The organism is Agromyces sp. Soil535, from assembly GCF_001428255.1.
Taxonomy (GTDB): Bacteria; Actinomycetota; Actinomycetes; order Actinomycetales; family Microbacteriaceae; genus Agromyces.
The window spans coordinates 440,516-452,546 of sequence record NZ_LMRW01000001.1 but is presented as its reverse complement, the minus strand read 5'-3'; the positions used below and the strand labels follow the sequence as shown (position 1 = coordinate 452,546).

15 protein-coding genes are annotated in these 12,031 nt (G+C 70.1%); 7 read left to right on the top strand and 8 right to left on the bottom strand.

The window, feature by feature from the left end; translation table 11 throughout:
- Nucleotides 1–45: 45 nt before the first annotated feature.
- The 4 genes from ASG80_RS02155 (at nt 46) to ASG80_RS02140 (ending at nt 4,267) form a co-directional block, all read left to right on the top strand.
- Nucleotides 46–1,044 (top strand): ATP-binding cassette domain-containing protein, encoded by a 999-nt coding sequence (locus ASG80_RS02155; RefSeq protein ID WP_235508001.1) that lies wholly within the window; start codon nt 46–48, stop codon nt 1,042–1,044.
- A gap of 120 nt (nt 1,045–1,164) precedes the next feature.
- Entirely contained in the window at nt 1,165–1,986 is an 822-nt protein-coding gene (locus tag ASG80_RS02150; RefSeq protein ID WP_235507993.1) for an ABC transporter permease, read from the top strand.
- A 73-nt stretch (nt 1,987–2,059) separates the two neighbouring features.
- Nucleotides 2,060–3,667 carry an NAD(P)/FAD-dependent oxidoreductase gene (locus tag ASG80_RS02145; RefSeq protein ID WP_200952466.1) on the top strand — a complete coding sequence of 536 codons (1,608 nt, stop codon included), beginning with the start codon at nt 2,060–2,062 and terminating at the stop codon, nt 3,665–3,667.
- A 39-nt stretch (nt 3,668–3,706) separates the two neighbouring features.
- Nucleotides 3,707–4,267, top strand: a complete 561-nt coding sequence (locus ASG80_RS02140) for a TetR/AcrR family transcriptional regulator (protein ID WP_056727955.1) — start codon at nt 3,707–3,709, stop codon at nt 4,265–4,267.
- Between the two features lie 8 nt (nt 4,268–4,275).
- On the opposite strand, the gene ASG80_RS02135 is transcribed toward ASG80_RS02140, so the two are convergent.
- A complete protein-coding gene (locus tag ASG80_RS02135) occupies nt 4,276–4,635 on the bottom strand; it encodes a DoxX family protein (RefSeq protein WP_200952465.1) in 360 nt (119 codons plus the stop codon).
- A gap of 62 nt (nt 4,636–4,697) precedes the next feature.
- Nucleotides 4,698–5,057 (bottom strand): DoxX family protein, encoded by a 360-nt coding sequence (locus ASG80_RS02130; RefSeq protein WP_056727951.1) that lies wholly within the window; start codon nt 5,055–5,057, stop codon nt 4,698–4,700.
- A gap of 135 nt (nt 5,058–5,192) precedes the next feature.
- Between ASG80_RS02130 and ASG80_RS02125 the strand changes: the two genes are divergently transcribed.
- Nucleotides 5,193–5,636 (top strand): helix-turn-helix domain-containing protein, encoded by a 444-nt coding sequence (locus ASG80_RS02125; RefSeq protein WP_082589660.1) that lies wholly within the window; start codon nt 5,193–5,195, stop codon nt 5,634–5,636.
- 45 nt (nt 5,637–5,681) lie between these two features.
- Here the strand turns inward: ASG80_RS02125 and ASG80_RS02120 are convergent, their stop codons facing one another.
- On the bottom strand, nt 5,682–6,056 hold the full coding sequence (locus ASG80_RS02120) for a TfoX/Sxy family protein (RefSeq protein WP_056727949.1): 375 nt from the start codon (nt 6,054–6,056) through the stop codon (nt 5,682–5,684).
- A gap of 15 nt (nt 6,057–6,071) precedes the next feature.
- Complete coding sequence (locus ASG80_RS02115) at nt 6,072–6,467, bottom strand: hypothetical protein (protein ID WP_056727947.1); 396 nt, start codon at nt 6,465–6,467, stop codon at nt 6,072–6,074.
- A gap of 68 nt (nt 6,468–6,535) precedes the next feature.
- Here ASG80_RS02115 and ASG80_RS02110 point away from each other — a divergent pair, with 68 nt between their 5' ends.
- Complete coding sequence (locus ASG80_RS02110) at nt 6,536–7,045, top strand: SRPBCC domain-containing protein (protein WP_056727945.1); 510 nt, start codon at nt 6,536–6,538, stop codon at nt 7,043–7,045.
- Between the two features lie 117 nt (nt 7,046–7,162).
- Nucleotides 7,163–8,272: an AI-2E family transporter gene (locus tag ASG80_RS02105; RefSeq protein WP_056727943.1), complete on the top strand. Its 1,110-nt coding sequence runs from the start codon at nt 7,163–7,165 to the stop codon at nt 8,270–8,272.
- 49 nt (nt 8,273–8,321) lie between these two features.
- Here ASG80_RS02105 and ASG80_RS02100 read toward each other — a convergent pair whose 3' ends face one another.
- From ASG80_RS02100 to prpB, 4 genes are all read right to left on the bottom strand, one after another.
- A complete protein-coding gene (locus tag ASG80_RS02100; RefSeq protein ID WP_056727940.1) occupies nt 8,322–8,885 on the bottom strand; it encodes a thioesterase family protein in 564 nt (187 codons plus the stop codon).
- Between the two features lie 140 nt (nt 8,886–9,025).
- Nucleotides 9,026–9,688 (bottom strand): dihydrofolate reductase family protein, encoded by a 663-nt coding sequence (locus tag ASG80_RS02095; protein WP_056727938.1) that lies wholly within the window; start codon nt 9,686–9,688, stop codon nt 9,026–9,028.
- Between the two features lie 3 nt (nt 9,689–9,691).
- Nucleotides 9,692–10,855 carry a bifunctional 2-methylcitrate synthase/citrate synthase gene (locus ASG80_RS02090; protein ID WP_056727936.1) on the bottom strand — a complete coding sequence of 388 codons (1,164 nt, stop codon included), beginning with the start codon at nt 10,853–10,855 and terminating at the stop codon, nt 9,692–9,694.
- Nucleotides 10,856–11,079: 224 nt separating this feature from the next.
- Nucleotides 11,080–11,979 carry a methylisocitrate lyase gene (gene prpB / locus ASG80_RS02085; protein ID WP_056727934.1) on the bottom strand — a complete coding sequence of 300 codons (900 nt, stop codon included), beginning with the start codon at nt 11,977–11,979 and terminating at the stop codon, nt 11,080–11,082.
- Nucleotides 11,980–12,031 lie beyond the last annotated feature (52 nt).

Genomic DNA, 12,031 nt, shown 5'->3' with positions numbered 1-12,031 from the left:
CGAATCAGGACAGGAAGTGACCGGATACCTCGGAAGACTGGGCGCATGAACAGCGCGAATCGAACCAACCGGATGATCACCGCCCGAGGCCTCACGAAGACGTTCCGCTCCAAGCGGCAGGTCGTCGAGGCCGTCCGAGCCGTCGACCTCGATGTGGCCGATGGCGAGCTCGTCGCCTTCCTCGGCCCGAACGGCGCCGGGAAGTCCACGACCCTCCGCATGCTCACGACCCTGCTCCCGCCCACCGCGGGTGAGGCCACGGTCGCGGGCTTCGACGTCCGCCACGACCCCGCCGGGGTGCGCCGCCGCATCGGGTACGTCGGCCAGGGCACCTCTGGTGGCCACACCCAGCGGGTGCGCGACGAGCTGCACGCGCAGGGCGCGTTCTACGGCATGGGCCGCCGCGAGACCCGGGCGCGGGCCGCCGAGCTCATCGAGTCGCTCGAGCTCGGACAGGTCGCGAACCGGCAGGTGCAGTCGCTGTCCGGCGGCCAGAAGCGCCGGCTCGACATCGCGCTCGGACTCATCCACCGCCCCGAGCTGCTGTTCCTCGACGAGCCCTCCACCGGACTCGACCCGCACAGCCGCGCGAACCTGTGGGACCACATCGTCGACCTCCGCCGCGCCACGGGCACCACGATCTTCCTCACCACGCACTACCTCGACGAGGCCGACCAGCTCGCCGAACGCGTGATGGTGATGGACCACGGCGCGGTCATCGCCGACGACACGGCGTGGGCGCTCAAGTCCTCGCTCGCCGGCGACCGGGTGACGCTCACCTTCGGCACGGCGACGGATGCCGCGTCCGCCGCGTCCCGCATCGGCGGCGAGGCCGACGACACCGTCGTCACCGTCACGGCGCACGGCGGCGACCGAGCCCTCCCCCGTTACATCCGCGAGCTCGGCGACGCCGGCCTGGAGGTCGTCGCGGCAACCCACCGCCAGCCGACCCTCGACGACGTGTTCCTCGCGCTCACGGGTCGGAGCCTCCGCGAGGAGGCTGCCGCGGCGGCTCCCGGGGGCGAGCTCGTCTCCGCGGGCTGAGCAGAGGGGCGGCCCTCGTCCCGAAGGCAGGAAGACACACCGCGCCGGTCCCGGATTCAGGAACCACGCGCACCATCCCAACGCAATCACCTGTTCTCACGACACAGAAGGAGCATCACCGTGAACACGATCAGCCCCGCCGCACCGACCGCCGCCGCACCCGAGCGGCCCGCGGCATCCGCCCGCCCCACCGGCTTCGTGCACGACACGGCCACCGTCTTCGCGCGCGAGTCCCGCCCGCTCGTGCGCGACCCGTTCAGCGTCATCTTCTCGCTCGTGCAGCCGCTCGTCTTCCTCGGCCTGTTCGGGCCGTTGCTCGTCGGCGCGTCGGGCGGCGACGTCTCGGGCACCCTGCAGTGGTTCGTGCCGGGCATCCTCGTGATGGTCGCCCTGTTCGGCACCGCGTCGACGGGCGCGAACCTGCTCTTCGAGATGCAGACGGGGTCGCACGAGCGCACCCTCGTCGCCCCGCTGTCGCGGAGCGCCCTGCTCGTGGGGCGCGCGCTCAAGGAGGTCGTGCCGCTCGTCATCCAGGGCACGATCGTGGTGCTCGTGGCGGTGCCGTTCGGGTTCCGGCTCGACGTGCCGGGTCTCATCGCCGGCCTCGCCGTGCTCGCGGTGTTCGGCATCGGCTTCGGCGCGCTGAGCTATCGCCTGGCGCTCGCCTGCCGCAACCGCGACTGGATGTTCTGGATGGTGCACCAGACGCTGCTGTTCCCGCTGATGATCCTCTCGGGCATGCTGCTCCCGCTCGAGGACGGACCCGAGTGGATGCAGGTCGCCGCGGCGGTCAACCCGCTGAGCTACCTCGTGGCCGCCGAGCGGGCGCTGCTCGCGGGCGACTTCGGCGACCCGTCGGTGATCGGCGGCGTGATCGCGGCGGCCGTGACCTGCGCGATCGGCATCGTGCTCGGCGTGCAGGCGATGCGCCGGGCGCGCTGAGCGCACCTGCGCATGACCCCAGCAGCGTAGACGAGCGCGTCGAATGCCGCGGACGCTCGTCTACGCTCGTGGGATGCCCCACGACGTCGTGATCATCGGCGGCGGACACAACGGCCTGACGGCCGCCGCCTACCTCGCCCGTGCCGGACGCTCCGTGCTCGTCCTCGAGCGTGACGACCACCTCGGCGGCGCCGCCGTCTCGGCGCAGGCGTTCGACGGCGTCGACGCGCGCCTCTCCCGCTACTCGTACCTCGTGAGCCTCCTTCCGCAGCGCATCATCGACGACCTCGGGCTCGACGTGCGCCTCGTGCGGCGGCGCTTCTCGTCGTACACACCCGACCCGGCCGACCCCGAGCGAGGGCTGCTCGTCGACCACGAGGCCGGCCCGGAGGTGGTCGCAGCCTTCGAGCGCGTGGGCGCCGAGGCGGATGCCGCCGCGTGGAACGACTTCTACGCCGATACCGGCCGGCTCGCCGAGCGGCTCTTCCCCACCCTCACCGAGCCGCTGCTCACCCGGTCGGAGGCCCGCGAGCTCGTTGGAGACGACCGCGCGTGGAGCGACCTCATCGAGCAGCCGCTCGGCCGCGTCCTCGACGAGCGGTTCACAAGCGACCTCGTGCGCGGCGTCGTCGCGACCGACGGCCTCATCGGCACGTTCACCGACCTCGACGACCCCGGCCTCGACGCGAACCGCTGCTTCCTCTACCACGTGATCGGTGGCGGAACCGGCGACTGGAACGTGCCCATCGGCGGCATGGGAGCCGTCAGCGGCGAGCTCGCGCGCGCAGCCCGTGACGCCGGCGCCGAGCTCGTCACGGGGGCCGAGGTGCTCGCCGTCGATCCCGAGGGGCGCGTGCGCTACTCGCACGGCGGCGCCGAGCACACGGTGACGGTCGGCACCGTGCTCGCCAATGTCGCGCCCGTCGTGCTCGATCGGCTTCTTGCGGCCGGAGCGACGGACGCCGTGATCGACGTGCCGCCCGTGGTGCGCGAGCGCCTGCGCCGCCTGGCCGAGCCCGAGGGCGCCCAGGTGAAGGTGAACCTGGTGCTCACCCGCCTCCCGCGGCTCCGTGACACGGAGGTGGCCCCCGAGGCGGCGTTCGCCGGCACGTTCCACATCAACGAGCTCGCGTCGCAGCTCGACGCGGCGTTCACGACGGCCGCACGCGGTGGCATCCCGTCACCGCTCCCGTGCGAGATCTACTGCCACACCCTGAGCGACCCGTCGATCCTCTCGCCCGAGCTCGCGGCATCCGGCACCCACACACTCACCGTCTTCGGGCTGCACGTGCCGCACCGGCTCCTCGAGCGGTTCGGCAACGACGAGCTCCGCGACCGGCTGCAGGCCGCCGTGCTCGCATCGCTCGACTCGGTGCTCGCCGAGCCCATCGAGGACGTCATCGCCACGGATGCCGCCGGCCGCCCGTGCATCGAGACGAAGACGACGCTCGACCTCGAGGAGGCCCTCCGCATGCCCGGCGGCAACATCTTCCACGGACCGCTGTCGTGGCCGTGGGCGGAGGACGGCGCGCCGCTCGCGACGCCGGCCGAGCGCTGGGGGGTCGGGACGCGGCATCCGCGGATCCTGCTCTGCGGCTCCGGCGCCGTGCGCGGCGGCGCGGTGAGCGGCATCGGCGGCCACAATGCGGCGATGGCCGTGCTGGACGCGGAGACCGCCTGAGCTGACGCGCCCCACCGTACCCTCAGGTACGGTGTCTGCATGCGGATCACACGCGCGCGCTGGCTCGACGAGGGACTCGCCGTGCTCGCGAGCGAGGGCGTCGACGGCCTCCGCATCGACGGGCTGGCGGCGCGGCTCGGCGTGACGAAGGGCTCGTTCCACCACCATTTCGACGGCGCGGCCGACTTCCGCCGCGCGTTGCTCGCGCACTACGAGGAGCAGGCGCGCACTTCGCTCGCCGCGGCGATCGAGTCCCGCGGGGGCGAGGGCACGCGGGCGACGCTCGCCTGGCTGACGACCCTCGTCTCGCGCGACGACGGACTTCGTCGCCCCGAGCTCGACGCCGCGGTGCGTGCGTGGGCGTACGCCGATCCCGAGGCGCGCGCGACGCAGGCGCGCATCGACGCCGCCGCGATCGAGGCGTTGCAGGCGGCATGGCGTCCGGCGGCCGAGACGGATGCCGCGGCGCGCACCGCGGCCCTCGTGCCGTACCTCGTGTCACTCGGGGCCGCCGCCATCGTGCCCCCCGTCGATGCCGAGGAGCTGCGCTCGATCTACGAATTGCTGCTCGAGGCGGTGCCCGCCGAAGACGACGCCTGAGTGCGGGCTCAGAGCAGGAAGCACCACAGCGTCGTCGCGACGCAGATCACGAGCATGCCCGTGGCGTTCACGAACAGGTTGCGCCCGAAGTCGCGAGCCGCGACGTGCATGCCGATCGCGACGAGGAAGTAGGCGACGAGCGCGACGCAGGTGACGAGGCCGAGGTACGGGATCCAGATGCCGGCGACCAGCCCGGCCGCCGCGGCGAACTTGATCGGCGTGAGGACCCACCACCACTTCCGAGGGAAGTGCACGTCGTCGAAGCACTTCGCGACGAAGGGCACGGGCTTCCAGCTGATCACGCCGTCGAAGAGCTGGATCGCAGCGAGTACCACGACCGGCCAGATCGGGTCGGGCAATGCGGTCACCGGGCGCCTCGTTGACGTAAAGTCATGTTCCATACCATACCGCATGGTATGGAACGAGGGAATCAGCCGAGCAGCACCCACCCGATGCCCACGGCAAGCGCGACGACGCCGAGCACCACGCTCGGCACGAACGACTCCCGCCGCCTCACGTGCAGCCCCGTGGCGACGCCCATGGTGAGCGCGAGTGCGAAGGCGGCGACGGGCGTGAGCCAGGGCAGGATGCCCGTGGCCGCCGGCAGCACGAGGCCGAGCGCGCCGAGGAACTCGAGCACGCCCACGACGCGGGCCTGCCCGTCGGACAGGTCCTCCATGTAGGCCATCCTCGGCAGGAGCTTCTCGCGCGGCGTCGTGGACTTCATGAAGCCGGACGCGAGGAAGACGAGGGCGAGCAGCGCGGTGACGATCCACAGGGCGATGATCATGGGACTCTCCAGACCGGTCGGTTACCATCAGTGCGTGACGCACGATCGGTGACTTTAGCCGACAGGTCCCCCGCACTTCATCGTGCGTCACGCACCTCGAGGTGCGTATCGGAAGGAACGAGGGGAGAGCACCAGATGACCACCACGGATGCCGCGGCGTCTGCGCCGTTCGCAGGCCGCACCCTCGCCGACCACCCCAACGTCCCGTCGTCGACGTGCAGCGTCGACCACCCGTCGAGCCGCGTCATCCGCGACGTGCTCTCCCGTGTGGGAGACAAGTGGAGCCTGCTCGTGATCGGACTCCTCGACGAGCGACCGCTCCGCTTCACGGAACTCCAGCGCCGCATCGACGGCATCTCGCACCGCATGCTCACGCAGACGCTCCGGAACCTCCAGCGCGACGGGCTCGTCTCCCGCACGAGCTACGCCGAGATCCCACCGCGGGTGGAGTACGCCTCCACCGACCTCGGTCGCTCGCTCGCCGAGCCCGTGCTCGGCCTGGTCGGCTGGGCCGCCGCCAACCACGAGGAGATCACCGCGGCGCGCGACGTGTTCGATGCGGCATCCGATCGCGGCTGACGCCCCGAGGTGACGTGCACCGGAACCCCACGGGGCCGGCTGGGATCAGCGCTTGGCGCCGCCCTTGGGCGGCTTCGGCGCCTTCGGCGGAAGCGCCGCGACCTCGTCGAAGGCCCGCGCCACCCACTCGCCCAGGCGGTCGGGCTCACTCGCCCACGTCTCGGGCGCGGCCACATAGCCGCCCATCGGGCGCTCCTCCGGCCCGAACGGCCCGGCACCCGGAGTCGCAGCGAGCTCGGCACGCGCGGCTTCGTCGAGGACGCGCACTCCGATGCGGTCGCCGAACAGGCCTGCGAACATGTTGCCGTTGACGAACGCGCCGAGGTTGCCGAACATCGGCTTCACGACGACGCGTGGATCATCGGGCACCACCGAGGTGAACAGCGCCTTGGCATCGTCCGACGCCTTCGCGAGCTGCATGGCTCCCCCGATCGATCAGAAGACGAACATCTGCCCCAGCACGAGGATCGCGATCACGAAGAGCGCGATGATTGCACCCACGATCACGAGCGAACGGCCGGACAACCTCGCGATGGCATAGCCGACGAGGAACGGCAGCGCCAGGAGGAAGATCGTGACGATCCACCAGAAGGCGACGTACCCGCCCTGCGAGATCTCATCGAGGCGACCCGCGAAGAGCTGCTGCGTGTTCGGATGCGTCGCGAACGAGAACGCCGCCGAGAGCGGCACGGCGATGAGCGCGAAGGTGAAGAGGCCCGCGAGGGCGCCCCACAGCCCCGATCTGCCCTCGGTGACGTTCATCGTCTCCTCGTGCGACTGCCCGCTGGACGGATGATTCGGCTTGCGCTGCGCGCCCCCCTTGGAACCCATGGCGCCAACTCTAGTGGTTTGACACGCCACGGGTTTAGCCTGAAATCCACGACGAGCGGGGGGCCAAGATGACCGCGAAACCGACCGGCCACTACATGGTGAAGCCAGACGGCCTCTACCTGCAGTTCGACCGCCTGTTCAAGGCGCCGATCGAGGACGTGTGGTTCAGCCTCACGAATCCCACGGCGATGCAGGCCTGGATCGGCACCTACACCGGACGGCCCGAGACGGGTGGCGTGCGCTTCCGCATGACCTTCGAGGAGGGCGGCGAGTGGGAGAACGTGAGCATCCTCGAGTGCGACCCGCCCCACCGCTTCCTCGCCGACTCCGGACCGGCACCCGGCGGCATCCGCGTGTTCTGCCATCTGCTCGAGGCCGGCGGCATGACGACGCTCACCTTCGCCCAGCGGCTGCACGACCCTGCCGATGCCAAGACGATGGGCCCCGGATGGGACTACTACCTCGACCGCCTCGTCGCGGCCCGGGCCGGTCGGGAGCTCCCCGAGTGGGAGCAGTACTACCCGGTTCTCTCCGAGCACTACGAGGAGTTGCACGTGCCGGCGGCAGCGCGCAGCTGACGTGACGCGTTCGGCCGTCGTCGACCGGATGCCGCGGCGCTGCGCGTCGCAGTCCGGCCGTGCGCTTCGGCGGTGCGCTTCGCCGGTGCGAGGCATCCTCACCCCTAGACTGACGCCGTGAAGAGCATCGTGCGACATGCCCGCGAGGCCGACGAGCGGTCGAGCCTGCGGGAGCGGCACGCGAACCTGATGGCGAACCGGCCGTTCGTCTGGGCGTTCATCGCGACGCTGGGCCTACTCCTCGCGGTCGGCCTCGCGCTCACGCTGCTCCAGATGTCGGGCGTGTTGTTCTCGGTCTTCGCCGCGACCTTCATCACGCTCGGCCTCGACCCGCTCGTGCGCTGGTTCCAGCGCCGCGGCATGAAGCGCGGCGTCGCGATCGTGACGGTGATCCTGCTGTTCGTGCTCGTGATCGCCGGCCTCCTCTGGCTCGTGCTGCCGCTCGTGATCACCCAGGCGGTCACGTTCGTCGAGCAGTTGCCGCAGATGTACAAGGACCTGCAGTCGCAGCAGTGGTTCCAGGACGCGCAGTCGGGCACCGGCGGCATCATCGGGACGATCTACAACTGGGTCGTCGGCCTCATCAGCGATCCCAACACCTGGGCGACGATCGGCGGCGGTGCCCTCAACGTGGGGCTCGCGATCGTGGGCGGCATCTCGACGGGATTCTTCATCTTCATCCTGACGATCTACTTCATCGCCACGCTGGACTCGTCGAAGGCGGCGATCTACACGCTCATCTCGGCGTCGCACCGCGACCGGGTTGTCGACTATGCCGAGCGCATCATGCAGAACGTCGGCCGCTACCTCAGCGGCATGGTGATCCTCGCGTTCTTCAACGCGGTGTTCAGCCTGCTCGTGCTCACGGTCGCGCAGGTGCCGTACGCCCTCGTGATCGCGGTCGCCGCGTTCTTCATCACGCTCATCCCGCTCATCGGCACGGTGCTGACCACCATCGCGATGACCGTCCTGGCGCTCTTCGTCTCGCCGCTGTCCGCGATCATCGTGCTGGCCGCGATGCTCGTCTACATGCAGGTGGAGGCCTACATCCTCACGCCGAGGGTGATGAGCAAGGCCGTGCAGGTTCCCGGCTCGATCGTGCTCATCGCCGCCCTCGCGGGCGGCACGCTCGCCGGTCTCCCCGGTGCGCTCGTCGCGATCCCCATCGCGGCCGGCATCCTGCTCATCATCAAGGAGGTCGTCGTGCCGATGAAGGCGCGCTCCTAGCGGGGTCCGGAAGGGCCGAGCGGATGCCGCGGCATCCGTCGCCCGCGGATCAGTGCCAGACCGAGGGTGCCTCGGCCCGGGTGGCCGGCAGCGCGACATCCGCGCCCCAGCGCTCGATCCACTCGGGGATGCCCTCACCCTCGAGGGCGCCGAACTCCTCGATGAGCTCCGCGGTCGGCACCGTGCCGCCCGACTTGCGGAGGAAGCGCGCCCGGATGAAGCCCTGGGCGTACACCTCGGGCCTGCCGTCAGGGCCAGGGCGCACGAAGCGCTGCTCCATGTACACGGCCTTGTCGTCGTAGCCGACGAGCTTCGACTCGATCGTGAAGCGTTCCCAGAGGCTCAGCGACTTGCGGAAGGTGATCGTCTCGCTTGCAACGACCGGGTACCAGCCCTTCTCGCGGAACGACCGCCAGACGCCGTTGCGCACGAGCATGTCGAACCGGGCGACATCCATGATCGAGAAGTACACGCCGTTGTTCATGTGCCGGTTGATGTCGAGGTCGGTCGGCAGCGTGATGAAGTTCGTGCGGGCGACGTCGTAGTGCCCGAGGTCGGGCTTGCGCCGCGACAGGAACAGGATGTGGAGCAGCGTGCGGAACAGCATGTGCATAGTCCACGACTGTATGACGGATCCGTGGTCGATCATCGATCATTGGCGGGTCGCCACAGTCGGTTCAGTCGGTCGGCGCCACGTGATTGTGCGGTTCTGCGAACCGAGCGGATGCCGCGGCACGATGGCCGGGCGACAGTTCAGTCGCCGCGCACCACGCGATAGCGCAGGTGTGTGGCGCGGGCGCCCTGCTCGACGCCGAGCGGCTCGAGCTCCACGCGCTCGGTCCGCTCCTCGGGGAACAGCCGGCTGCCCTCGCCGAGCAGCACCGGCACGAGATGCAGCCTCACTTCGGCGACCAGCTCGGCGGCGAGCGCCTGGCGCGCGACATCCGCGCCGCCGAGGATGCACACGGATGCCGCGTGCGCGGCCTCGCTCGCGCGGGCCACGGCCTCGGCGACCCCGCCGGTGACGAACTCGAAGTGCGATCCGCCCCGCACGAACGGCTCCCGCGGCCGGTTCGTCACCACGAAGCACGGGCGACCCTCGAACGTCGACTCGTCGCCCCACGGGCCCTCGCCGACGTCGAACGTGCGCCGGCCCATCACGAATGCGCCGGTCGTGTCGAACATGCGGGCGGCTACGCTGCGGTCGATCTCGTCTGGCGCGGCATCCGCTGCCCCATCAGTGCCGTAGCCGGGGTTGAACATCGCCCGTTCGCGGGGCTGGTCGCCGGTGCCGGTGCCGAACAGCCACTCGTGCACGCGCTCACCTTCTATGCCGAGGGGATGCTCGATGCTCACGCCCGGCGCGGCCGTGAAGCCGTCCACCGTCATCGTCATCTCGAGGAAGACGTGCGACATGGCTCAGCCCTTCACGGGGACGTGCCGCTCCTCGGGGCCGTTGTAGACCGACAGCGGCCGGATCAGGGCGTTCGACGCTGCCTGCTCCATGATGTGGGCCGTCCACCCCGTGACCCGGCTCGCCACGAACAGCGGCGTGAACATCGCAGTGTCGAAGCCCATCAGGTGGTAGGTCGGCCCGGTCGGGTAATCGAGGTTGGGCAGGATGCCCTTGCGCTGCTCCATTCCGGTCTCGAGCGCCACGTAGAGCTCGAGCAGGTCGGGCCGGTCGTAGAACTCGACCATGCGCTCGAGGGCGTCACGCATGGTGGGCACACGCGAGTCGCCGTGCTTGTAGACCCGGTGCCCGAAGCCCATGATCTTGCGCTTGTGCGCGAGTGCGTCGTCGAGCCAGGCGACGGCGCGCTCGGCACTGCCCTCGCCCAGGCCGATCTCCTCGAAGGCATGCATGACCGCCTCATTGGCGCCCCCGTGGAGGGCGCCCTTGAGGGCGCCGATCGCGCCGACGACGGCCGAGTACAGGTCGGAGAGCGTCGACGTGATCACGCGTGCGGTGAACGTGGACGCGTTGAACGAGTGCTCCGCGTAGAGGATCATCGACACGTCGAACGCGTTCACGACCGCGAGCTCGGGCGCCTCGCCGAACGCCTGCCAGAGGAAGTTGGCCGAGTAGCCGAGGTCGGCGCGGGGTTCGACGAACTCGAGTTCGTGTCGGCGCCGCTGGTCGTACGTGACGATCGACGGGAGCTTCGCGAACAGGCGGAACGCCTTGTCGAGATTGGCCTCGCGGGAGTCATCGGGCGTCTTCGGGTCGCTCGCACCGATGACGCTCACCGCCGTGCGCACGACGTCCATCGGATGCGCGGTGAGCGGCAGCTCGTCGATGATGCGCTTGACCTCGTGGTCGAGGCCGCGGTGGCCCCGCTCGCGCTCCTCGAACTCGGCGAGCTGCGTGTCATCCGGCAGCTCGCCGTTCCAGAGCAGGTAGGCGACCTCCTCGAAGGTGACGGATGCCGCGAGCTCCTGCACCGGGTAACCGCGATACAGCAGCGAGTTCGTGTCGGAGTTCACCTTCGAGATGGCCGTATAGTCGACCGGCACGCCGGCCAGCCCCTTGTAGATGACCGGGCCCTGCTCGACCGGTGCAGCTCCCTGCTGATCGCTCATCGTGCTCCTCGCGTGACGACGCGGCCGCTGCGGCGCGACCGCTCACCCAGCCTAGACGTTAGCGGGTTGAGGAGCGCGGGTTGAGGAGCGCGGCGAAGCCGCGCGTCTCGAAACCCGCGCGTCTCGAAACCAGCCCGACTCGAAACCCATGTGCGTCGGCGGGCGTACATGTGCGTCGGCGGGCTTCGAGACGCCGTTGCGCAGCTCCTCGACCCGCGAGCGCCTCAGCGGGCCACGCGGAAATTGAAGATCGACGTGTCGAAGTGGTTGTAGCCCTCGTAGTCGATGAGCTCGTAGAGGTCGGCGCGGTGCTGCATCTCGCCGAGCAGCCCGTTGAGGGTTCCGGATGCCTCGAGCTCGTCGAGTCCCCGGGCGGCGGCGCCCATGGCGAGGCGCAGCAGCGACACCGGCCAGATCACGATGTTCATGCCGACATCCGCCAGCTGCTCCACCGTGAAGAGCTCGCTCTTGCCGAACTCGGTCATGTTGGCGAGCAGCGGCACGTCGACGGCGGCGCGGATGGCGGCGAACTCGTCGAGCGAGGCCATCGCCTCGGGGAAGATCGCGTCGGCACCCGCGTCGACGAGCTTCCTGGCGCGGTCGACCGCGGAGGGCAGGCCCTCCACCGCACGGATGTCGGTGCGGGCCATGATGAGGAAGTCGGGATCGCGGCGGGCATCGACGGCGGCGCGGATACGCTGGAGGGCGGTGTGCTCGTCGACGACCTGCTTGCCGTCGAGGTGCCCGCAGCGCTTGGGGTTCACCTGGTCCTCGATGTGGAGGCCGGCGAGGCCGGCGTCCTCCATCTCCTGCACGGTGCGGGCCACGTTCATCGGCTCGCCGAAGCCGGTGTCGGCATCGATGATCGCCGGCAGCTCGGTCATGCGGGCGATCTGCCTGCCCCGGCCGGCGACCTCGGTGAGCGTCGTGAGCCCGATGTCGGGCAGGCCGAGGTCGGCCGAGAGCACCGCACCCGAGATGTAGACGCCGTCGAAGCCCTTCTGCTCGATGAGCCGGGCCGACAGCGGGTTGAACGCCCCCGGGAAGCGGAGGAGTTCGCCGCTCGCGAGCCGTTCGCGGAAGAGCCGGCGCTTCTCGGCGGGCGGGGTCTGGGCGTAGAGCATGGTGGGCCTCCTCCGATCCAGCCTAATCGCGGCGGAAGGGGCGACCGCTGCC